17 protein-coding genes are annotated in these 21,624 nt (G+C 64.2%); 8 read left to right on the top strand and 9 right to left on the bottom strand.

Annotated elements, in window-relative coordinates; translation table 11 throughout:
- The first annotated feature begins 2 nt into the window (after positions 1 to 2).
- Genes APH36_RS12135 through APH36_RS12115 form a run of 5 tightly spaced genes read left to right on the top strand, consistent with a single transcriptional unit; the run spans position 3 to position 5,853 of the window.
- Positions 3 to 947 (top strand): DUF58 domain-containing protein, encoded by a 945-nt coding sequence (locus tag APH36_RS12135; RefSeq protein WP_016714823.1) that lies wholly within the window; start codon positions 3 to 5, stop codon positions 945 to 947.
- A complete protein-coding gene (locus APH36_RS12130) occupies positions 944 to 1,438 on the top strand; it encodes a DUF4381 domain-containing protein (protein ID WP_016714822.1) in 495 nt (164 codons plus the stop codon). The genes APH36_RS12135 and APH36_RS12130 overlap by 4 nt, the downstream gene beginning before the upstream one ends.
- Positions 1,431 to 2,507: a VWA domain-containing protein gene (locus APH36_RS12125; protein ID WP_060498811.1), complete on the top strand. Its 1,077-nt coding sequence runs from the start codon at positions 1,431 to 1,433 to the stop codon at positions 2,505 to 2,507. The genes APH36_RS12130 and APH36_RS12125 overlap by 8 nt, the downstream gene beginning before the upstream one ends.
- Positions 2,504 to 4,222 carry a tetratricopeptide repeat protein gene (locus APH36_RS12120; protein ID WP_060498810.1) on the top strand — a complete coding sequence of 573 codons (1,719 nt, stop codon included), beginning with the start codon at positions 2,504 to 2,506 and terminating at the stop codon, positions 4,220 to 4,222. The genes APH36_RS12125 and APH36_RS12120 overlap by 4 nt, the downstream gene beginning before the upstream one ends.
- Positions 4,219 to 5,853, top strand: coding sequence for a BatD family protein (locus APH36_RS12115; protein WP_060498809.1), 1,635 nt, complete (start codon positions 4,219 to 4,221; stop codon positions 5,851 to 5,853). The genes APH36_RS12120 and APH36_RS12115 overlap by 4 nt, the downstream gene beginning before the upstream one ends.
- Here APH36_RS12115 and APH36_RS33150 read toward each other — a convergent pair.
- Positions 5,841 to 6,575, bottom strand: coding sequence for an RHS repeat-associated core domain-containing protein (locus APH36_RS33150; RefSeq protein ID WP_082426378.1), 735 nt, complete (start codon positions 6,573 to 6,575; stop codon positions 5,841 to 5,843). The two genes, APH36_RS12115 and APH36_RS33150, sit on opposite strands and share 13 nt — an antisense overlap.
- A 209-nt stretch (positions 6,576 to 6,784) precedes the next feature.
- On the opposite strand from APH36_RS33150, the gene APH36_RS12110 reads away from it, so the two are divergent.
- The 3 genes from APH36_RS12110 to APH36_RS12100 are packed head-to-tail and all read left to right on the top strand — an operon-like array spanning position 6,785 to position 12,254.
- A complete protein-coding gene (locus APH36_RS12110) occupies positions 6,785 to 8,023 on the top strand; it encodes an exonuclease SbcCD subunit D C-terminal domain-containing protein (RefSeq protein ID WP_060498808.1) in 1,239 nt (412 codons plus the stop codon).
- Positions 8,020 to 11,664: an AAA family ATPase gene (locus tag APH36_RS12105; protein WP_060498807.1), complete on the top strand. Its 3,645-nt coding sequence runs from the start codon at positions 8,020 to 8,022 to the stop codon at positions 11,662 to 11,664. Before APH36_RS12110 ends, APH36_RS12105 begins: the two co-directional genes overlap by 4 nt.
- A complete protein-coding gene (locus tag APH36_RS12100; RefSeq protein WP_060498806.1) occupies positions 11,661 to 12,254 on the top strand; it encodes a glutathione S-transferase in 594 nt (197 codons plus the stop codon). Before APH36_RS12105 ends, APH36_RS12100 begins: the two co-directional genes overlap by 4 nt.
- A gap of 133 nt (positions 12,255 to 12,387) precedes the next feature.
- Here APH36_RS12100 and APH36_RS12095 read toward each other — a convergent pair whose 3' ends face one another.
- The 8 genes from APH36_RS12095 to APH36_RS12060 all read right to left on the bottom strand — a co-directional run bounded on the left by APH36_RS12095 (position 12,388) and on the right by APH36_RS12060 (position 21,614).
- Positions 12,388 to 12,567 (bottom strand): hypothetical protein, encoded by a 180-nt coding sequence (locus APH36_RS12095; RefSeq protein WP_060498805.1) that lies wholly within the window; start codon positions 12,565 to 12,567, stop codon positions 12,388 to 12,390.
- 122 nt (positions 12,568 to 12,689) lie between these two features.
- Complete coding sequence (locus tag APH36_RS12090; RefSeq protein ID WP_060498804.1) at positions 12,690 to 13,820, bottom strand: lactonase family protein; 1,131 nt, start codon at positions 13,818 to 13,820, stop codon at positions 12,690 to 12,692.
- Complete coding sequence (locus APH36_RS12085; RefSeq protein WP_016714876.1) at positions 13,786 to 14,076, bottom strand: DUF5629 family protein; 291 nt, start codon at positions 14,074 to 14,076, stop codon at positions 13,786 to 13,788. Before APH36_RS12085 ends, APH36_RS12090 begins: the two co-directional genes overlap by 35 nt.
- A gap of 162 nt (positions 14,077 to 14,238) precedes the next feature.
- Complete coding sequence (locus APH36_RS12080) at positions 14,239 to 16,614, bottom strand: RND family transporter (RefSeq protein ID WP_060498803.1); 2,376 nt, start codon at positions 16,612 to 16,614, stop codon at positions 14,239 to 14,241.
- 20 nt (positions 16,615 to 16,634) lie between these two features.
- Positions 16,635 to 17,663 carry a YCF48-related protein gene (locus APH36_RS12075; protein WP_060498802.1) on the bottom strand — a complete coding sequence of 343 codons (1,029 nt, stop codon included), beginning with the start codon at positions 17,661 to 17,663 and terminating at the stop codon, positions 16,635 to 16,637.
- Positions 17,664 to 17,856: 193 nt separating this feature from the next.
- Positions 17,857 to 20,514 carry an aminopeptidase N gene (pepN, locus tag APH36_RS12070; RefSeq protein WP_060498801.1) on the bottom strand — a complete coding sequence of 886 codons (2,658 nt, stop codon included), beginning with the start codon at positions 20,512 to 20,514 and terminating at the stop codon, positions 17,857 to 17,859.
- A 12-nt stretch (positions 20,515 to 20,526) separates the two neighbouring features.
- Entirely contained in the window at positions 20,527 to 21,357 is an 831-nt protein-coding gene (locus APH36_RS12065) for a DUF2797 domain-containing protein (RefSeq protein WP_060498800.1), read from the bottom strand.
- Entirely contained in the window at positions 21,354 to 21,614 is a 261-nt protein-coding gene (locus tag APH36_RS12060) for a YeaC family protein (protein WP_016714809.1), read from the bottom strand. Before APH36_RS12060 ends, APH36_RS12065 begins: the two co-directional genes overlap by 4 nt.
- Positions 21,615 to 21,624: the final 10 nt, after the last annotated feature.

The raw sequence follows: 21,624 nt of genomic DNA, 5'->3' as shown, positions 1-21,624 counted from the left end.
CCATGCCCACCGCGCAGCTGGCCGAGCCCGGCATCCGCATCGGCCTTGCCGAGCTGATCGACATGCGTCACCGCGTGCGCGAAATCCAGCTGTTTTCCAAGCCCGGCCAGCGCAGCCCGCTGGTGGGCCTGCACCATTCCAAGCTGCGCGGGCGCGGGGTGGACTTCGACCAGGTGCGCGTGTACCAGGCCGGCGACGATGTGCGCAACATCGACTGGCGGGTGACCGCGCGCACCCAGGAGCCGCACACCAAGCTGTTCCACGAAGAGCGCGAGCGGCCGATCTTCATCCTCGTCGAGCAAAGCCAGCGGCTGTTTTTCGGCTCGGGGCTGATGTTCAAGTCGGTATTGGCGGCACAGGCCGCTGCCCTGTTCGGTTGGGCCGCGCTCGGCCACAACGACCGCATCGGCGGGTTGGTGTTCGGCGACAACGAACACCACGAAATCAAACCTCGGCGCAGCAAGCAAAGCCTGCTGCAACTGCTCAACCGCCTGGCCAAGGTCAACCAGGCACTGCACACCGAAGCCACGCCCGGGGCCGACAGCCTCGGCCTGGCCCTGCGCCGCGCCCGCGAAGTGCTGCGCCCCGGCAGCCTGGCCATCGTGATTTGCGATGAACGCTCGCTTAGCGCCCAGGTGGAGCAGCACCTGGCCATGCTCTCGCGCCATTGCGACCTGCTGTTGCTACCGGTGTCCGATCCACTCGACCATGCCCTGCCGGCCGCCGGCCTGCTGCGCTTCGCCCAGCGTAGCGCCCAGCTGGAGCTCGACACCCTCGACGCCAACCTCCGCCAGGCCTACCGCCAGCAGGCCGAAGCACGCATCGAGCGCTGGGAGCTGATGGCGCAGAAGCTGCGTGTGGTCCTGATGCCACTGAGCACGCAAAGCGAAATGATCGAGCAACTGCGCGAGTACCTGAACGCTCAGCGGCCACGGAGCGCGTCATGAACCCTCTCGACCAGTTGCACCCACTGATCGACCCGGCACCTATCGGTTTATGGCCACCGGCACCGGGCTGGTGGCTGTTGCTGGCCCTACTGCCGCTACTGGGCTGGGGCCTGTGGCGGCTGCGCCGCTGGCGCCCGGGCAAACGCCGCATCGTGCGTGCCGAGCAACCGCTCGACCCGGTGCGCGTGGCCGCCCTGGCCGAACTGGCCCTCCTGCCACGCCCCTACGATGGCGCACCGGCCGGCGCCTGGCTGCAACAGATCAACGCCCTGCTCAAGCGCCTGTGCCGCAACCACTATCCCGGTGCCAACAGCCACACCCTCAATGGCCGCCAATGGCTGGCGTTTCTCGACAACCGCTGCCCGGCCGCCGGCCTGACCCGCTGGATGGTGCTGGTCGAAGGCGCCTACAAACCCGAGTGCAAGCTCGACGACAAAGCCATCGCCGGGCTCAGCCAGGCCGTGGAAACCTGGATCCGCAAGCATGTTTGAACTGGCCTGGCCGTGGGTCTTCGCGCTGCTACCGCTGCCATGGCTGGCACGCCTGCTGCTGCCTGCAGCCGACAGCGGCGAGCCGGTGCTCAAGGTGGGCTTCCTCAACGAACTGGAAGGCCTGGCCGGGCGCCGCGCACGGCTCAACCTGCCAACCTGGCGCCAGCAGGCACCGTTCGTGGTCATCTGGCTGTTGCTGCTGTGCGCGGCTGCCCGCCCGCAGTGGCTGGGCGATCCGGTGCCGGTGGCCGCCAGCGGCCGCGACCTGCTGGTGGCGGTGGACGTGTCCGGGTCGATGGACTTCCCCGACATGCAGTGGAAGAACGAAGACATCAGCCGCCTCGACCTGGTCAAGGCGCTGATGGGCGACTTTCTGCAGGACCGCGAAGGTGACCGCGTGGGCCTGATCCTGTTCGGCAGCCAGGCCTACCTGCAGGCGCCGCTCACCTTCGACCGGCGCACCGTGCGCACCTTCCTCGACGAAGCACAAATCGGCATCGCCGGTAAAAACACCGCCATCGGCGACGCCATCGGCCTTGCGGTCAAACGCCTGCGCCAGCGGCCGGCACAAAGCCGGGTGCTGGTACTGATTACGGACGGTGCCAACAACGGCGGGCAAATCCACCCGCTGACCGCCGCCCGCCTGGCAGCCCAGGAAGGCGTGCGCATCTATACCATCGGCATCGGTGCCAACCCCGAAGCCAGTGGCACCCCCGGCCTGCTCGGCCTCAACCCAAGCCTGGACCTGGACGAAGCCTCGCTCAAGGAAATCGCCGACATCAGCCACGGTGCCTATTTCCGTGCCCACGACGGCGCCGAACTGGACGCCATCGGCGACACACTCGACCAGTTGGAACCGGTCGCCCAGCAACCCACCCAGGCACGTACGGCCCAGGCGCTGTACGCCTGGCCATTGGCCCTGGCGCTGTTGCTCAGCGTGCTGCTGGTGGTGGCCGTGCAATGGCCCGACAACCTGCTGCAACGCCTGCTGCGCAAACCGCGCTTCCTGCAGCCGCACCCGGAATGGCGCCAACGCCTGAAGCGCTTGCGCCTGAGGAGGCGGCGATGATCGAACTGTGGCCCCAATGGCTGCGCCCACTCTGGCTGCTGGCCTTGCCCCTGCTCGGCTGGCTGCTGTTCAAGCTGTGGCACCGGCGTAAGCGCGCCGGGCGCTGGCAGATGATTCTGCCGCCAGCATTCCATGGCGTATTGCTGGGCGGCGGCAACGGTAGCACCAGCAAACTGCCATGGGTGGCGCTGGGGCTGGCGTGGGCACTGGTGATCCTGGCCCTGCTCGGGCCCAGCTGGCAGCGCGTGGAAGAAAACCGCCAACGCCCGGCAGACCCACTGGTGATCCTGCTGGAACTTACCCCGCAAATGCTGGCTGAGGACAGCCCGCCCAACCGCCTGGAGCAGGCCCGGCGCAAAATACTCGACCTGCTTGAACACCGCCGCGACAGCCAGACCGCGCTGGTGGTGTATGCCGGTTCCGCACACACACTGGTGCCGCTGTCCGATGACCTGGCCACCACCCGCAACCTGCTGGAGGCCATCGACCCGTCGATCATGCCGCAAGCTGGCCAACGCGCCGACCTGGCCGTGCAAAAAGGCCTGGCGCTACTGGCCCAGAGCGGCCTGGGCCAAGGCCGTTTGCTGCTGATCGGCTCGTCGCTCAGTGCCCCGGAGCGCCAAGGCATCAGCCAGGCCCTCGGCCGCCAGGGCCCCAGCCTGTTGATGCTGGGCATCGGCAGCCGCGAAGGCGCCCCGGTGCGCCAGGCCAATGGCGAATACCTCAAGGATGAGCAAGGCGGCATCCTGCTGCCGCGCCTGGACAGTGCCGGCCTCAAGGGCTTTATCAGCGGCACCGGGGGGCGCTACCGGCATGCCCGCGTCGACGACCTGGACCTGCGCGGCCTGGGCTTGTTCGATAACCCGCGCACTGCGCGCAATGACGGCCAGACCCTGCAACTGGACAGTTGGGCTGACCAGGGTTACTGGCTGCTGATCCCGCTGTTGCTGCTGGCTGCCTGCGCAGGCCGGCGGGGCTGGCTGTTCTGCCTGCCGCTGCTGCTGGCCCTGCCACAGCCCAGCCAGGCCTTCGAGTTCAACGACCTGTGGCTGCGTCCCGACCAGCAAGGCCAGCGCCTGCTGGAACAGAACCGCCCGGCCAGCGCCGCACGTCACTTCCAAAACCCGCAGTGGCGCGGCATGGCCCTGTACCAGGCCGGCGACTATGCCGGTGCCGCCGAAGCGTTTTCCCATGGCGACACGGCAGCTGCCCACTACAATCGAGGCAATGCCCTGGCCCGCAGCGGCGAACTGGAGGCCGCCCTGGACGCCTACGAGCAAGCCCTGGAGCGCCAACCCGACCTGCAAGCGGCGCTGGACAACCAGGCGCTGGTGCAGCAACTGTTGCAACAGCGCGAGGCCAAGGCCGAAGAACAGCCAGCCAGCAGCGACGCCCAAGGCACACCCGGCAGCGAAACCGAGGGCAACAGTAGCTCGGCCAGCAGCCCCACCCAGGGCACACCCGGCAACGACGAACAAGCCAGCGCCGAACAACCCGGCGAAGACAGCAACAACAGCCAGGCAGCGCCCGGTAACCAGGCGGGCGCCGATGACAGCGTGATCCAGCCGCCGCAGCGCCCGGTATCGACCAATCTCGATGCCGAACAACGCCAGGCCCTGGAACAATGGCTGCGGGAGATCCCCGACAACCCGGCGGAGCTGCTGCGGCGCAAATTCTGGTATGAACAGCAATTGCATCAGGAAACCCCACGATGAGTCGCTTCGGCGTCTTGCTTCTCACCCTGCTGTGGGCCGTGCTGGCCCAGGCTGAACCGCTGCTGCAAGCCAGCGTAGACCGTACCCGCCTGGAAGCTGGCGAAAGCCTGGAACTGACCCTGGAAAGCCAGGACGTGACCCAGTTCGGCAAGCCCGACCTGCGCGCCCTGGAAGGTGACTTCGAGGTACGCGGCACGCGCCAGCTGAACAGCCTGCACACCCTCGATGGCGAAACCCGCGCCAGCACCCGCTGGATAATTACCCTGCTGCCGCGGCGCAGCGGCAGCCTGCGCATTCCTGAGCTGCAACTGGGCCAGTCGCACAGCCAGGCCATCGAGCTGCAAGTGCTGCAGGCCGATGCCAGCCGGCCAGACAGCGCCTCTCAGGTATTCATCGAGGCAACCCTCGACAGTACCGACGTCTACGTCCAGGCCCAGGCCATGCTGACCCTGCGCATCTACCACTCGGTAGCGCTGTACGACGACAGCAGCCTGAGCCCGTTGCAACTGGATAACGCCAAGGTCGAGCCGCTGGGCGAATCGCGCACCTATGAAAAGGAAATCAACGGCGTACGCCACGGCGTGATCGAAACCCGCTATGCCGTGTATGCCCAGCAAAGCGGCACCCTCGACATCCCGCCGTTGACCTTCACCGCCACAGCCGCCGCCAGCAGCGACGAAAACGCGCAGGCCAATGCCACGGCCCGCGCCGGCCACCAGGTGCAGGTGAGTTCACTGCCGCTGCGCCTGACCGTGCGCCCCATTCCGGCCACATGGCCCGCAGGCGTACCTTGGTTGCCGGCGCGCAGCCTGACGCTGGAGGAACACTGGAACCCCGACCCCGGCAACCAGCAAGTGCAGATTGGCGACTCGCTGACCCGCAACATCACCCTGCGTGCCGAAGGTTTGTCCAGCACCCAGCTGCCGCCACTGCCGGCCACCGAAATCACCGGTTTGCGCCGCTACCCCGACCAGCCACTGCTACGCAACGAAATCAGCGACCGTGGCATGACCGCCAACCGCGAAGAGCGCGAAGCCTTGGTGCCCACCCACGCCGGCACGCTGGCCCTGCCGGCGCTGGAAGTGGCCTGGTGGAACACCCGCGAAGACCACCTGGAGCACACCAGCCTGCCAGCGCGCACCCTGAACGTGCAGGACAACCCGGCATTGAGCGCCGACACCCCGGTAGGTGACAACAGCAGCGCCAGTACCCTGCTGTGGCCCTGGCAGCTGGCCACCTTGGTGTTCGCCCTCACCACCGTGCTGGGCTTCGCCCTGTGGTGGCGCGCCCGCTCACAACCGGCGGTGCTGCGCGCCGCGCAGAACGGGCCAAGCCCACGCACCCTGCTGGACGACCTCAAGCGCGCCTGCCAGGCCAACGACCCTCAGGCCACCCGCCAGGCGCTGGACGCCTGGGCCCGGCAACAGCCGGAAACCCTGGCCGAGATGGCGGCGCGGTTCGTGCCATTGTCGAATGCGCTGGATGGGTTGAACGGGGCGCTGTACAGCGAGAGTGGCCAGTATTGGCAGGGTGAGGAATTGTGGCGGGCGATTGGTACCATTCCGCCGGCTGAGCAGGTGTTGCTGCCGGCCGGGGAGAATGGCGGGCTGCCGCCGCTTTATCCCAAGTAATTGGCGACCTGAGCCGGCCTCTTCGCAGGTAAACCCGCGCCTACAAATGCGCGCCTATCTTGAACAACGTCTCCAGCACCTCTCAGTCGTGCAGTCGTTTGAACAGGCGGGGCCGGATTCCGTACTCCATCAACGTTATCAACAGATTGCAACATTGGCGGGAAGGGATCAGCAGGATTCTGGAGTGCATCGATCATTGGCGTCTCAGGTACACGCAGATTTCCCAACGCTATCTTTTGTCTTTTAGGTAGGTGCTGAAATGCAGAGCTTGCCAAGGATCTAGCTATGGCTAATTGCTGCTGGTGCAGCGTCTGGTTAGCCCCGCTATTGTTGGCAATCGTGTTTGCGACTATTTGGTTACCCAGCTTGTTGTACTGTTTCATGAGCCTCTGTGGGGAAGGCGGATTTTTTGATGGTTTTCTAAATGCAATCCGTGTAGGGGCGTTTCGTATGAATGCCTCCCCTGCATGTCCATCAGGGTCGCGCTGATTAACAGGATCATTCAGACAGTACACATAGCTATTACTCCCACCCTCTCCAAACGGGCTGAAGTTGTCCGGTGACAGAAAGCGCATGAGCACAGGGCTGAACGCACGATACCCATTGCCCAGCAGATAACTCGCCAACTCAACGGCAAGCCGCTCGCCATTGAAACCAAGCACTGTCCTTCTCGATGACCGTTCGGAATATCCGTATGCCATATAGACCTGTACCAAAATCATCGCCTCGCTTCAGGTAGGTGAGCCAGTTGCAGGTTCCTCAAACACAATTTTTCAGCCACAAGCAACTGCAACGCAACTGACAAAAATGCCAGCCAAGCGCGATGCATGTGCGAGCTGGCTTGCCAGCGATGGGCTGCGCAGCAGCCCCACGCTTGGGTTACCATACCGCCCTTTCCCCGCTTGCCCGACTCGACACCCACAGGTCATCCATGCGTCTGTTTCATACCTCCGACTGGCACCTGGGCCAAAGCCTGCACGGCCAGGAACGCGACTTCGAACACGCCTGCTTCCTCGACTGGTTGCTCGGCCAGCTGCGCCTGCGCCAGCCGGATGCGCTGCTGATCGCGGGCGATATCTTCGACACGGTCAACCCGCCGGTCAAAGCCCAGGAACGCCTCTACGACTTCATCGTCCGAGCCCACGAACAGCAGCCCAAGCTGGATATCGTGATGATCGCCGGCAACCACGACTCGGGCTCGCGCATCGAGTTGCCCGCCGCCTTGATGCGCCGCCTGCGTACCCATGCGCTGGGCCGTGTGCATTGGCTGGACGAAGGCCAGCTGGATGCCGAGCGCCTGTTGATTCCGCTGACCAATGGCCGTGGCAAGGTCGCGGCCTGGTGCCTGGCCCTGCCCTTCCTGCGCCCGGCCGAAGTGACTGGCCCGCACCTGGGTGACGACTACCTGCAAGGCATTACTCAGGTACACCAGCAACTGATCGCCGCCGCGCAAAAAAAACGCAAGAAAGACCAGGCGCTGATAGCCATCAGCCATGCGCACATGGCCGGTGGGGCGGTGTCGGAGGACTCCGAGCGCAGCCTGATCATCGGCAACGCCGAGGCGCTGCCGGCCAAGCTGTTCGACAAGGCCATCAGCTACGTTGCCCTGGGCCACCTGCACAAGCCGCAGAAGGTCAACCGCGAAGAACGTATCCGCTACAGCGGCTCGCCGATCCCGCTGTCGTTTGCCGAAATCAACTACCCGCACCAGGTGCTGGAAGTGGAGCTGGACGGCAGCGGCCTGGTCAGCGTCGAGCCGCGCCCGGTACCGCGCGCCGTGGCCCTGCAACGGGTTGGCCCGGCACCGTTGGGCGAACTGCTGCAGCAACTGGCTGACCTGCCGGTAGTCGACCTGCTCGAAGACCCCAACCGCCAGCCCTGGCTAGAAGTGCGGGTGATACTGGACGAGCCGCAACCCGACCTGCGCCAGCAGATCGAAACCGCCCTGGAAGGCAAAGCCGTGCGACTGATCCGCATCAGCGCCGAATACGCCGGCCGTACCCACGCCGAAGACGATGACCTGGCCTTTGTCGAACTGGCCCAGATGACCCCGCAAGACCTGTTCAGCCGCGCCTGGGAACAGGCCTACGGCAACCCCGCCGACGAACAGGCCCTGGCCGACTTTGCCCTGCTGTTGCAGGACGTGCAGCAGGAAGAAGAGCAGCCATGAAGATTCTCGCCATCCGCCTGAAAAACCTGGCATCGCTGGCCGGCCCGATAGACATCGATTTCACCGCAGAACCCTTGGCCAGTGCCGGCCTGTTCGCCATCACCGGGCCGACCGGGGCCGGCAAAAGCACCCTACTCGACGCCCTGTGCCTGGCGCTGTTCGGCACCGTGCCCCGGCTCAATGACATCGGCCGCGAGGCCAAGGTGCCGGACGCCGAGGGCGAAATACCCACGTCCGACCCACGCAACCTGCTGCGCCGCGGCACCGGCAGCGGCTTTGCCGAAGTTGATTTCGTCGGCATCGATGGCCGCCGCTACCGCGCCCGCTGGGAAGCCAACCGCGCCCGCGACAAAGCCAACGGCAAACTTCAGCTGAGCCGTCAGAGTTTCTATGACCTGGACAGCGAGCAAGTGCTGGCTAGCGCCAAGAACGAGTACAAGCAACTCATCGAAGCCCGCCTCGGACTGAACTTCGAGCAGTTCACCCGCGCCGTGATGCTGGCCCAGAGCGAGTTCGGGGCCTTCCTCAAGGCTGACGACAAAGAGCGCAGCGAACTGCTGGAAAAGCTCACCAACACCGCCATCTACACCCGCTTGGGCCAACGCGCCTTCAGCAAGGCCCGTGAAGCCGGTGAAGCCCACAACGCCCTGAAGGACCGTGCCAGCCACCTGCTGCCAATGGCCGCTGAAGCCCGCGCCGAGCTAGACCAGCGCCTGGTGCAAGCGCAGCAGCAGTTCAAGGCCGACCAGGCCGACGAGCGTCAGCTGGAGCAGCAGCGCAACTGGTTGAATGAACAACGCCAACTGCAGGCCCAGTACACCGAAGCCGGCACCGCGCTGCAGGCCGCCGAGCAGGACTGGCAGCAACTGGCCGAACCTCGCCTGGACCTCGTTCGCCTGGAGCGTTTGGCGCCGCAGCGTCACCAGTTCCATCGCCAGCAAACGCTGACCGCTCAACTGGCGCCAGTCGCAGCGACGATCGCTGAACAGCAACAGCAACAAACTGAGTTGCTACGGCGTACCCGTGAACTTGAACAGGCACTGGACAATGCCCGCCAAGCGCTGGCCGACAACCAGGCCCGGCACGGTGAAAACGCCCCGCGCCTGCGCCAGGCCTTTGCCGCCCAGGACAACCTGGCCCGCCTGGACCAGGAACTGGCCGCGCAGCGCAGCAGCAGCGAACAGGCCGCACAGCACGTTGCCGACGGCCAGCAACAGTTACAGCAGCTGGAGCACAACCAGCAACGCAGCGTGCAGCAACTGGCCCAGATCGACACCGCGCTCGCCGACAGCCAGCACCTGGCGGGCCTGGCCGATGCCTGGCATGCCTACCTGCCGCAACTGAAGCAGGTGATGCTGATCGGCGGCCGTCTGGCCAAGGGCCGTGAGGAACTGCCTGGCCTGCAAGCTTTGGCCAGCCAGGCCAATGCGCACTTGCAGGCCGAACGCGACACCTACGACCTGCTGTTCCGCGAAGCCAAGGCCGAACCGCACGCCCTGGCGGAACAGATCGACCTGCTGGGCGGCATGCTGCAGGACAACCGCAAGCAGCATCGCGCCGTTGAACAGCTGTCGCGCCTGCATGGCCGCGAAATGGAGCTGCGCCAGCACCTGGACGCCGTGCGCGAGCGGCAACAGCAAGCCATGCAGCAGCGCCAGCAGCTGATTACCGAGGGCACCGCCGCCAAGGCCGAGCTGGAAGCCGCCGGACAGGCACTTGACCTTACCCGTCAGCTGCTGGAGCGCCAGCGTCTGGCGCGCAATACCAGCGTTGAAGAACTGCGTGGCCAGTTGCGCGATGGCGAACCCTGCCCGGTATGCGGCAGCGCCGAGCACCCGTTCCATCAACCCGAAGCACTGCTGCAAAGCCTGGGACGTCACGACCAGGCCGAGGTGGGCGCCGCGCAGAAGCAGGTGGAAACCCTCAACAGCAAACTGGTGGAGCTGCGCACCCAGTTGGGTGTGGTCAACGCCCAGCTCAAAGACTATCAGCAGCAACAACTGCAACTGGGCGAGCAACTGCAGACTCAAGTAGCCGAGGTGCAGGCACATAGCCTGTGGCCTGCTCTCGCCCCGCAGGACGACAAGGCCCGCAGCACCTGGCTCGACAGCCAGTTGCGACGCCTGGACGAAGAAATCGGCCAGGACGAGAAGCGTCAGAGCGCCCTGCTCGCCCTGCAAAAAGAGGCAGCCCGCCTCAATCAGCAACTGCAGGCCGCCCACGAAGCGCAACAGCAGGCCCAGCGCCACCTGGAGCAACAGCACCAGGCTCTGGCCAACGACGAGCAGCAACTGCAGCAAGGCCTCGACGACCTGGCCGGCGTATTGCCCGAAGAAGCCGTCAAGGCCTTGAGCGACGACCCGGCCAATGCCTTCCTTGCCCTGGACCAAAAGATCGCCCAGCGCCTGCAACAACTGGAGCAACGCAAGGACGAACTGGAGGAACAGCAAGCCCGTCAGGCCCAACTGGACAAGCTGCGCGACCAGCAACAGGCACGTATACAAGGCCAGCAGCAGTTGCTGCAGACACTGACCGCCCTCGACGAGCAACGCCAGCAGGCCCAGGCCTGCCTCGGCGAACTGCTTGGCGAACACACCAGTGCCGAAGCCTGGCAGCAGCACATGGACACCACGCTGGAACAGGCCCGCGCCCTCGACGCCGACACCGCCCAACGCCTGCAAGCGTTGCGCACCCAGGGCGTGCAGCTGGCCAGCGAACTCAAAGCCAACATCCAGCAGCAACAGGCACTGGACACCGAGTGCCAGCAGTTGCAGGGCCAGATCAGCCAGTGGCGCAGCGAGCACCCGGAGCTGGATGACGACGGGCTGGATCGCCTGCTGGCCATGGATGACACGCACGTCCATGAATTGCGCCAACGCCTGCAAGGCGCGGAAAAGGCCATCGAACAAGGCCGCGTACTGCTGCAGGAACGTGCGCAACGCCTGCAACAGCACGCCGCGCACATGACCGTGGACACTTCGGCCGAAGCTCTGGAGCAAGCCCTGACCGCGCTGCGCGAACGCCTGGCCAACCACGAACAGCAGTGCGCCGAACTGCGCGCCCAGCAGGCCGACGACCAGCGTCGCCAGCAGGCCCATCAGGCACTGGCGGCCGAAATCGAACAGGCTCATCAGCAGTGGCAACGCTGGGCTCGCCTGAACGCGTTGATCGGTTCGGCCTCGGGCGATGTGTTCCGCAAGATTGCCCAAGGCTACAACCTCGACTTGCTGCTGCACCACGCCAACGCCCAGCTGCGTCAGCTAGCCCGCCGTTACCGCCTCAAGCGTGGCGGCAGCGCCCTCGGCCTGCTGGTGCTGGACACCGAGATGGGCGATGAGCTGCGCTCGGTACACTCGCTGTCGGGCGGGGAAACCTTCCTGGTGTCGCTGGCCCTGGCCTTGGGCCTGGCATCGATGGCCTCCAGTACCCTGCGCATCGAATCGCTGTTCATCGACGAAGGCTTCGGCAGCCTGGACCCCGAGTCGCTGCAACTGGCGATGGACGCGCTCGACGGCCTGCAGGCCCAAGGCCGCAAGGTGGCAGTGATCTCCCATGTGCAGGAAATGCACGAGCGCATTCCGGTACAGATCCAGGTGCGTCGCCAGGGCAATGGCCTGAGTGACGTGGAGGTGTGCGGGTGATCCTCTACTCGTTCCGCCGCTGCCCTTGGGCCATGCGTGCGCGCCTGGCCCTGCGCTATGCCGGCTGCGAGTTAGAAATCTGCGAGGTGGCGATGAAGAACAAGCCGGCAGAGCTGCTGGCCTTGTCGCCCAAGGGCACGGTGCCGGTGCTGGATACCGGTGCCGGGGTGCTCGAAGAGAGCCTGGACATCATGCGCTGGGCGCTGGCACAAAACGACCCGCAGGACTGGCGCTTGCAGGCAGCCCCTGCGGCGGCGCAGGTGGCTGACGGGCTGATTGCGCGGAACGACAGCACGTTCAAGGCGCAGGTAAACCTGTACAAGTATGCCGAACGTTACCCGGAGCATTCCCGCGAGCATTACCGTCAGCAGGCCGAAGCCTGGCTGGCGGAGCTTGAAGGCTTGCTTGAACGCCGGCCTTACCTGTTGGCTGATCACCCGAGCCTTGCCGATGCCGCGTTGCTGCCCCTGATGCGCCAGTTTGCCGGGGTCGAACCGCAGTGGTTCGCCGAGGCGGCTTATCCGCGGGTGCGGAGCTGGCTGGAGGGGTGGCTGGCTTCGGAGTTGTTCAAGGCAATCATGGTTCGCTGAACAACCAATCGGCTGAAAATGGGGTTGCTGTGGGAGCGGGCTTGCCCGCGAAGCAGGCACCGCGGTGGATGGCACCGGCTTTGCCGGTATTCACGGGCAAGCCCGCTCCCACAGAGACCTCACATAGGCCGAATCAGTGATGCTGCTTGCTGCTGAGGGCCGCATGGAAGTTCGCGCTCTGGCGCAGGTACTGCTCGGTGTAGCTGTGAGTGACAGCAGCCTTGCCGCTGCTGTCGGCATGGGCATGGGCCGGCAGTACGACCGAAGCGGAAATGGCGGATGCGGCAATGACCGGGAAGAGATTGAAGTTCATCTGGGCTGACCTCGACGGCGGTGGTTTGACGGTGGCCCGTTTGGGCCTTGGGTCAAACTTACGCCGCCGAGGCCGAACGCAAAAATTCATTGCGGCAGTATCGATTATCACGCCGATCGATATCACTCGATGAACTTGAGGTCCGATGGGGCATCCTGTTTCAACGTCTGCACCGTCTCCAGCAGCTTGCCACTGCGCGGATCGCGACGTATCACCACGATCTGGTTGCTCTTCTGGTTGGCCACCAGCAGGAAGTTGTCACTCGGAGCGAGGGCAAATTCCCTGGGGTGATCGCCTTCCACAGAACGACGTTGCAGGAAGGTCAGCTGACCGTCCTGCTTGCCTACGCTGAACACCACGATCTCGTTGGCGGTGCCGCGGTTGCTGACGTACAGGAAACGACCGTCCGCCGAAAGGTGCAGGCCGCCCGCCGCCTTGGCCGCAGCTTCTTGCTGTTCGGTCAGCGGCAGGCGCTGGCGTTCGAGTAGGGCATCGTCCTTGACGTCGAACATCACCACTTCACCGCTCATTTCCAGCGTCAGGTAGACATGCCGGCCCTTGGCGTCGAACAGCAGGTGGCGTGGCCCGCTGCCGGGTGGCAGGTCTACCGAGGCCGGAATGGCTGGGCTCAACGGCTGGTCCGGGCTGGCACCGTCGTAGCGGTAGATGAACACCTTGTCTGCGCCCAGGTCGCTGGCATACAGATGCTGGCCGTTGGGCGACAACACCAGCGAATGCACATGGGCCCCTACCTGGCGTTCGGGGTTGACGCCACTTGGCTTGTGCCGTAGTTGCTGCACAACCTGCTTGAGCTTACCGTCCTTGGCCACCGAGATTACCACCAGGCTGCCACCCGGGTCGGGGTTGACCGCATAGTTGGCCACAAACAGGAAACGCTGGTCACGGCTGATACTGGCGTGCGTCGGCTCGTCGCCTTTGCTGGCCACCTGATTGAGCGGTTTGATCTCGCCCTTGGCACTGACAGTGAAACTGCTAGCGTGGCCACCCGGGGTTTCATTGACCGCGAACAGCAGGCGCTGATCGGCGGACAGCACCAGCCATGAGGGGCTGACGCTTTTCACCACCTGCTGCGGCGTGGGGTCGATGTGGCCGCGCTTGTCGTCGAACTGGTAGCGGTAGATACCCTGGCTGGCGCCATCGGTGTAACTGCCCACCAGCAAGGTAGCGGCGTGGGCGTGAATAGTCAGGCTCATCAGGCTAGCGGTCAGCAGGCTCGTCCAGATCCGGTTCATCTTGGTCGTCGTCCGGGGCACGAAAGGCACTCATACAGACTAGCCGATGCTCGCCATCGGCATCGTTGAGTTGCCATTCATCACCCGTCGCGATGGCGGCGGCGACTTGCTCGGGAGTGAAGGACCAGCGGCGCAGCTGACGGCCGTCCATGCATTCGACGGTGAGGCCGGATTCGTCGGCGGTGAAGTCGAAGGCGTGCAGGCCATCGATCAGGAGCATGTCGCAGGTTTGCAGGGCGGTGGCGAGGGGGGACATGGGGGTACCTGTGAGAGATGTGGCGCCATTATAACCCCGGGGCTGCTTTGCAGCCCATAGCAGGCAAGCCAGCTCCCACAGGGATCGCATCGACCTCAAGGCCTGTGCAGTCCCTGTGGGAGCTGGCTTGCCTGCGATGGGCCGCAAAGCGGCCCCGTTCAATCAATGGGCGAAAATCGAGCCACCCTCCTTGCCCACCATTTTCTCCGGTTTGATCAGGAACCGCGCCAGCGCCGGCAGCAGCCACAACGCGCCAAACATGTTCCACAGCAACATGAAGGTCAGCATCAGCCCCATGTCCGCCTGGAACTTGATCGCCGAGAAGATCCAGGTGCACACGCCAATGGCCAGGCACAAGCCGGTGAACAACACGGCTTTACCGGTCGAACGCAGGGTCTGGTAATAGGCCTCCTGCAACGGCAGCCCGGCACGCAGGAAGCTTTCCAGGCGGCTGTAGATGTAGATGCCGTAGTCCACGCCAATACCCACACCCAGCGCCACCACCGGCAGGGTCGCCACTTTCACCCCGATGCCCATGTAGGCCATCAGCGCGTTGCCCAGCACCGAGGTCAACACCAAGGGCAACACAATGCACAGGGTGGCGGCAAACGAGCGGAAGGTGATCAGGCACATCACCGCCACACAGATGTAAACCAGGATCAGGATGGTCAGCTCGGCCGACTTTATCACTTCGTTGGTCGCCGCTTCAATCCCGGCGTTACCCGCCGCCAGCAGGAACTGAAGGCCTTCCTTGTTGTGGCTGTCGGCAAACGCCTTTGCTACGGCAGTGACCCGCTCCAGGGTCTCGGCCTTGTGGTCGTTGAGGAACACCAGCACCGGCGCCAGCGAGCAGTCGCCGTTGTACAGGCCATCGGCACGGGCAATGGAGTTGTTGAGGATGTCCGGGTTGCGCGACAGGGTCTCCCATTTCAGGCTGCCCTCGTTCATGCCCTTGATCACCTGCTTGGACACGGTCACCAGGGAAATCGCCGACTGCACGCCCGGGGTGTTCTGCATGGTCCACATCAGCTCGTCGATCGGTGCCATGGTCGAGTGGATCGAGCACTGCTCCGGCGGGGTCTTGACCATGATCACCAGCACGTCGGAGCTGGTGGAATAGTTGCTGATGATGAAGCTGTTGTCCTGGTTGTAGCGCGAATCGGGGCGAAGCTCTGGCGCGCCCTGGTCGAGGTCACCGATTTTCAGGTTCTGGCTGTACCACAGGCCACCGGCGAAGGCGACCAGCGCCAGCACCACCGACACCGGCGCCACCTTGGCACTGGCAAAGTTCGACAGCAGACGCCAGAACGGGTGTTCGCGGGTGGCGTCCTTCTTGCTGCGTTCGATGGCCTTCTTGCTGATGCCAACGTAGGAAATGGCCACCGGCAGCAGGATCAGGTTGGTGAACACGATCACCGCCACGCCGATGGAGGCGCCGATGGCCAGCTCGCGGATCACGCCAATGTCGATGATCAGCAGGGTGATGAAGCCTACGGCGTCGGCGAGGATGGCGATCATCCCCGGCAGGAACAGCTGGCGGAAGGTGCGACGCGCCGCCGTGAGGGCGTTATCCGCGTCGCTCGACTGCAAGGCAATGCCATTGATCTTCTGCACCCCGTGGGAAATGCCGATGGCGAAAATCAGGAACGGCACCAGCATCGAGTACGGGTCCAGGCCAAAGCCCACCGCATGCATCAGCCCCAGCTGCCACACCACTGCCACCAGGGTGGTGATGAGCACGGCGATGGTGCTGCGGATGCACCAGGTGAACCAGTACAACAGTACCCAAGTGATCGCCAGAGCAACGCCGAAGAACATTGCCACCATCACCAGGCCGTCGATCAGGTCGCCAACTTTCTTGGCGAAGCCGACGATGTGCACCTTCACGTTGGGGTTCTGGGCCTGGAACTTGTCACGGATCTTTTCTTCCAGCAGGTGCGAGAACTGCTGGTAGTCCAGCTTCACCTGCTTGCCCGGGTCTTGCGGGTCGGGGTAGCTCTCCAGCAGTGGCACGTCGACGATGCTGGACTTGAAGTTGTTGCCCACCAGCCGCCCCACCTGGCCGGACTTGAGCACGTTGTCGCGCAGGGTGTCGAGGCTGTCCTGCGAACCGTTGTAGGTGTTGGGGATCACCTCGCCACCGGAAAAGCCCTCTTCGGTAACCTCGCTCCAGCGCACGCTGGGGCTCCACAGCGATTTGAGCCCGGCACGGTCAACACCCGGGATGTAGAACACCTCGTCATGGACCTGGCGCAGGGTCTCCATGTAGTCCTTGTCGAAGATGTCGCCGTTCACTGCCTCGACCGAGATGCGCACGGTGTTGCCGAGGTTGGCCAGGTCGTTGCGGTGCTCCATCATCTGCTCGATGAACGGGTGCTGCAGCGGGATCATCTTCTCGAAGCTGGTGGAGGGGCGAATCTGCGTGGCCTGCCAGAACAGGAAAATGCTCACCAGTACGCACAGGGCGATGACCACGGGGCGGTGGTTGAAGATCAAGCGTTCAAGCAGCGTGGCCTTGTCCTGGTGGTGCGGGTGCATGGTAATGCTCTCCCTGCTGGTCATCGGCTTGCCCCCTCGGCCCCTTGGGCATCCGCCAGGTGTACACCGCCCTGCCCTACCAGCAGCAGGCCACCGTTGGCCAGGCCGCTGACGCCGGCCAGGGCGATACGGTCGGCACGGTTGTACACGCTGAAGGTCTGGCCGCCATCGGTGCTGCGCAGCACGCTGCCGCCGTTGCCGACCAGCACCAAGGTGCCATCATCGAGAAGCGTAGCGCTTGCCAGGCCGAATTCGAGGTTGCCGCGCGCGGCCTTGAGTTCGATCGGCTGCCAGCTGTCACCAAAATCGGTGGAACGGAACAGGTTGCCGCGCAGGCCGTAGGCCAGCAGGGTGTGCGGCTGGGCGGTGCCAATCACGCCGAACAGCGAGCCCTCGTACGGGCCTTCGACCTTGGCCCAGGTCTGGCCGTAGTCAGCGGAGCGGAACATGCCGCCCTGCTCGCCCACGATGAACAGGCCGGCATCACGCACTCGGGTAATGCCGTTCAGGTGAAGCTGGTCGGGGTTGTCCAGGCGCTCGGCCACGTCCTGCCAGTGCTGTCCGCCGTCGGTGGTTTCCAGCAAGGCGCCGTAGGCCCCCACGGCAAAGCCGTGCCGGGCGTCGAGGAAAGCGATATCGAGCAAGGGCGCTTCGCGGGCGAGGTCTTCAAACTGCTTGTTCCAGGTGGCCCCGCCGTCGCTGCTGGCGAGGATTTGCGAATCGTGGCCGACGGCCCAGCCGCGTTTGTCGTCGAGGAAGAACACGGCGGTGAGCAGTTGCCGGGTGGGCACGCGGGCCTGGGTCCAGGTGCTGCCCTGGTCGTCGGAGAACAGGATGTGACCCCGATCGCCCACCACCACCAGGCGTTTGCCGGCATGGGTGGCGCCGATCAACAGGCTTTGGCTAGCCTTGGCAGATTCGGTGGAGTATTCGTCGGCGGCGGCGGCCTGGACGCTGTCGGCCCACACCCCCAATGCCAGTGCCAGCACTGCGCTGGCTGCCCATGGCCAGGCACCGCGCCTGGCTGGCGCCTGTAGCTGTTCCCTCATGACTGCCCCCTGTTGTGTTCTTCTTGGTGGGTCAATGCACTGCAGGCACTGCGAAAAGCCTGATCTAGAGGCCTGCAATAGCTTGAGGGGATCGTAGCGGGGATGTTTGCGGGATTACAACGGGCGGGGTGTTATGTTTTGTTGTCGGCTTTGAACAGCTGGGGCCGCTGTGCGGCCCCAGGATCAACCAGGCTTACGCCAGGCTCTTGCTCACCACTTCATACACATCACTGGACAGCTCACCGGAAGCCAGAATCCGCTCTAGCTCGCCCTTCATCAGGGCCTGACGCGCAGCGTCATACTTGCGCCAGCGGGTCAGCGGTGCCAGTTGCCGCGAAGCAATCTGCGGGTTCAGTGCATTCAGCTCGATCACCAGGTCCGCCAGGAAGCGATACCCCGAGCCATCCGCCGCATGGAAGTTGACCAGGTTCTGCCCGGCAAAGGCACCCACCAGCGCACGGACCTTATTTGGGTTCTTCAGGGTGAACGCCGGGTGCTGCATCAGCGCCTTGACCCGCGCCAGCCCGCCCGGCAGCGCGCTGGCCGCCTGCACGCTGAACCACTGGTCCATGACCAGCGGGTTGTCCTTGAAGTGCTCGGCGAAGGTGTCCAGCGCCTTGGCGCGTTCGGCCTCGAACGGTGAGTTGACCAGCACCGCCAACGCCGTCAGGCGCTCGGTCATGTTGTCGCACTGGTCGAACTGCTCCAGGGTCGCTTCCAGCACTTGCGGCTTGCCACTCTGCATCAGGTACGACAGGGCGATGTTCTGCAGGCTGCGGCGTGCAAAGTGTTCGGCAGAGGCCACGTAAGCGGTGCTGCGCGATACTTCACGGTTGGCCTGGTAACGCGCCCACAGGGCGTCGAACAGCTGATCGGCGATCTGCTGGCGGGCGAACTCGCGGGCAGCGTGGATGGCGTCCACGTCGGCGACCTGGCTGATCTCGGTAAGGTACGCCTCACCCGGCAGCGAAAGCATTTCGGCCACCATGGCCGGGTCCAGCGCTTCGTTGCCCAACACGGTGCCCAGGGCGGTGATCAGTCGCTGGTCGAGCTTGAGCGCTTCACCACGCTGGTGCTGGCCAATCAGCTCTTGCAGCACCTGCACCGACAGCTGCTGGCCCGCCTCCCAGCGGTTGAAGCCGTCGCTGTCGTGCTGCATCAGGAACATCAGCTGGTCGCGGTCATACGGGAAGCTCAGCTTCACCGGGGCGCTGAAGCCACGCAGGAGCGAGGGCAGCGGCTTGGCCGGAATGCCCTGGAAGGTGAAGGTTTGCTCGGCCTCGATCACCGACAGCACACGGCTGGTACCGCCAGCAGCCGCTTCACCGACAAGGCGCAGCGGCAGGTCATTGCCTTCGGCGTCCAACAGGCCCAGCTCCACCGGGATCACGAACGGCAGTTTTTCGGCCTTGTCCGGGGTTTGCGGGCAGCTCTGGCGGAAGGTCAGGCTGTAGGTCTGCGCAGCAGCGTCATAGGCTTCACTGACCTCCAGGCGAGGAGTGCCGGCCTGGCTGTACCAACGCTTGAACTGGGTGAAGTCGACACCATTGGCGTCTTCCATGGCCTTGATGAAGTCGTCGGTGGTCACCGCCTGGCCATCATGGCGTTCGAAGTACAGGTCGCTGCCCTTGCGGAAACCTTCGGCGCCCAGCAGGGTGCGGACCATGCGCACGACTTCGGCGCCCTTCTCGTACACGGTCAGGGTGTAGAAGTTGGAGATTTCGATGAAGCTGTCCGGGCGCACCGGGTGGGCCATGGGACCGGCGTCTTCGGCGAACTGGTGGGTACGCAGGTAGGCGACGTCTTCGATACGCTTGACCGTGCGCGAGTTCATGTCGGCACTGAACTCGGCATCGCGGAACACCGTGAAGCCTTCTTTGAGCGACAGCTGGAACCAGTCACGGCAGGTGACGCGGTTGCCCGACCAGTTGTGGAAGTACTCGTGGGCGACCACGCCTTCGACGCGCTGGTGCGCGGCATCGGTGGCGGTTTCGGCACGGGCCAGCACACAGCTGGAGTTGAAGATGTTCAGGCCCTTGTTTTCCATGGCGCCCATGTTGAAGTCGTTGACCGCAACAATCATGAAGATGTCCAGGTCGTACTCGCGGCCATAGACTTCTTCGTCCCAGCGCATGGACTTTTTCAGGCTGACCATGGCGTGGTCGCACTTGTCGATGTTCTCGGGCTCGACGTAGATGCGCAGGGTCACGTCCCGGCCAGACTGGCGGGTGAAGGTGTCCTCGACGCACCACAGGTCACCGGCTACCAGCGCGAACAGGTAGGCAGGCTTCATGAACGGGTCTTCCCAGGTCGCCCAGTGGCGGCCATCTTCTGCCGGCCCGCTGCCGATCGGGTTACCGTTGGACAACAGCACCGGGTAACGATGCTGCTCGGCGATCACCGTGGTGGTGAAGGTGCTCATGACGTCCGGGCGGTCGAGGTAGTAGGTGATCTTGCGGAAGCCCTCGGCCTCGCACTGGGTGCAGAACATCTTGCCCGACTTGTACAGGCCTTCCAGCGCGGTGTTGCTTTCGGGGTGGATCTTCACCGTGGTGTCGAGGGTGAAGCGCTCGGCCTTGGGGTGCACGGTCAGGCTGTCGACGTCCAGCTGATAGTCAGCCGCGTGCAGTTCCTGGTCATCCAGCGAAGCGCGCAGCAACTCCAGTTGCTGGCCATCAAGCACCAGTGGCGGCAGCCCGGCACCACGCGCCGGGTTGCGGCGCATCACCAGTTGCGCGTGAACCAGGGTGTGGTCCTCGAACAGCTCGAAGGTCAGGTGCGTCTCGTCGATCAGGTACTCGGGCGCCTGGTAATCCTTCAGGTAGATCACTTGCGGTTGTTCGGTACGCATGTAGAGGTCCTTTTACTGGAGCACGGCCAGCTGGTAGGCCGTGTACTTGCGAATATTGATCACACCGGTATCGAAGATCAGGTACTGGCCCTTGATGCCCAGCAGCGTGCCTTCGGCCACCGGGTCTTTGTCGAGGTTGAAGCTGACGATCTTTTTCGGGTAGGCCTCGACCGGGTAGTTCATCTGCACCACTTCGGCGTCGGGTAGCGACTGAATCGCCTGCAAGCCGAAACGCGCTTGCAGCTCACTCAAACCGTCGGCACAGGCATCGAAAATCTGGTCCCGAATGGCCGGCAGGTCGAGCACTTCGGCATCGCCCTTGAGCAGCGCACGCCAGTTGGTGCGGTCCGGCACCTGGCTGCGCAGCACGTCTTCGACCAGGCCGGATTGCTGGCGGGTGGCCACGCGCATGATCGGCAGGGCCTGGCTGGCACCCTGGTCGAGCCAGCGGGTGGGCAACTGGGTGGCACGGGTGATGCCGACCTTGATCCCCGACGAGTTGGCCAGGTAGACCACGTGGTCGGTCATGCAGAACTGTTCGCCCCAGGACGGTTCGCGGCAGGTGCCGGCGTCGTAGTGGCATTTTTCCGGGGCCATGATGCACACGTCACACTGGGCCAGCTTGGTCATGCACGGGTAGCAGTAACCCTGGCTGAAGCTGGTCTTGGTGCGCTTGCCGCAATGGCTGCAATGAATGGTGCCGAGGTATTCCAGGCGCAGGCGCTGGCCGATCAACGGGTTGACCGCCACCTGCGTGTCATCCAGGCGGAAGCTGTATTGCACCACCGGTGCCTGCAGGCTTACCGCCATTTTGCTCAACGAGCCACGAGCGAGTTCGATCAATGTACCGAGTCCGACTTGAACAGAATGTTGGGGATCGGCGCGGACTTGGACGCACACTCCTGCGGGCCCATGTAGCCGGTGCGCTGGTCTTCAGGCAGGTTCTTGATCTCCCAGGCGATAACGGCCTGCAGCGACAGCTCTTTCTGCTCGGCAGTGAGCTTGCGGCCATCCGACCATTTGCCGATTTCCACGGCCAGTTTCAGGCTTTCGTAGATTTCCGGGGTAATGTTTTCGATCATTTGCGCGAAAGTGGACATAGTGTCTCCT

Source organism: Pseudomonas sp. NBRC 111133, assembly GCF_001320605.1.
Taxonomy (GTDB): domain Bacteria; phylum Pseudomonadota; class Gammaproteobacteria; order Pseudomonadales; family Pseudomonadaceae; genus Aquipseudomonas; species Aquipseudomonas monteilii.
The sequence above is the reverse complement of the archived record's forward strand: the minus strand, read 5'-3'. Positions and strand labels throughout refer to the sequence as shown.

What these genes read in the sequence shown, in the direction of transcription:
- APH36_RS12080 (WP_060498803.1), bottom strand. Translation starts at nt 16,614, where the DNA reads ATGCACCCGCACCACCAGGACAAGGCCACGCTGCTTGAACGCTTGATC.
- APH36_RS12110 (WP_060498808.1), top strand. Translation starts at nt 6,785, where the DNA reads ATGCGTCTGTTTCATACCTCCGACTGGCACCTGGGCCAAAGCCTGCAC.
- APH36_RS12095 (WP_060498805.1), bottom strand. Translation starts at nt 12,567, where the DNA reads ATGAACTTCAATCTCTTCCCGGTCATTGCCGCATCCGCCATTTCCGCT.
- APH36_RS12090 (WP_060498804.1), bottom strand. Translation starts at nt 13,820, where the DNA reads ATGAACCGGATCTGGACGAGCCTGCTGACCGCTAGCCTGATGAGCCTG.
- APH36_RS12075 (WP_060498802.1), bottom strand. Translation starts at nt 17,663, where the DNA reads ATGAGGGAACAGCTACAGGCGCCAGCCAGGCGCGGTGCCTGGCCATGG.
- APH36_RS12060 (WP_016714809.1), bottom strand. Translation starts at nt 21,614, where the DNA reads ATGTCCACTTTCGCGCAAATGATCGAAAACATTACCCCGGAAATCTAC.
- APH36_RS12125 (WP_060498811.1), top strand. Translation starts at nt 1,431, where the DNA reads ATGTTTGAACTGGCCTGGCCGTGGGTCTTCGCGCTGCTACCGCTGCCA.
- pepN (WP_060498801.1), bottom strand. Translation starts at nt 20,514, where the DNA reads ATGCGTACCGAACAACCGCAAGTGATCTACCTGAAGGATTACCAGGCG.
- APH36_RS33150 (WP_082426378.1), bottom strand. Translation starts at nt 6,575, where the DNA reads ATGATTTTGGTACAGGTCTATATGGCATACGGATATTCCGAACGGTCA.
- APH36_RS12130 (WP_016714822.1), top strand. Translation starts at nt 944, where the DNA reads ATGAACCCTCTCGACCAGTTGCACCCACTGATCGACCCGGCACCTATC.
- APH36_RS12115 (WP_060498809.1), top strand. Translation starts at nt 4,219, where the DNA reads ATGAGTCGCTTCGGCGTCTTGCTTCTCACCCTGCTGTGGGCCGTGCTG.
- APH36_RS12085 (WP_016714876.1), bottom strand. Translation starts at nt 14,076, where the DNA reads ATGTCCCCCCTCGCCACCGCCCTGCAAACCTGCGACATGCTCCTGATC.
- APH36_RS12135 (WP_016714823.1), top strand. Translation starts at nt 3, where the DNA reads ATGCCCACCGCGCAGCTGGCCGAGCCCGGCATCCGCATCGGCCTTGCC.
- APH36_RS12120 (WP_060498810.1), top strand. Translation starts at nt 2,504, where the DNA reads ATGATCGAACTGTGGCCCCAATGGCTGCGCCCACTCTGGCTGCTGGCC.
- APH36_RS12105 (WP_060498807.1), top strand. Translation starts at nt 8,020, where the DNA reads ATGAAGATTCTCGCCATCCGCCTGAAAAACCTGGCATCGCTGGCCGGC.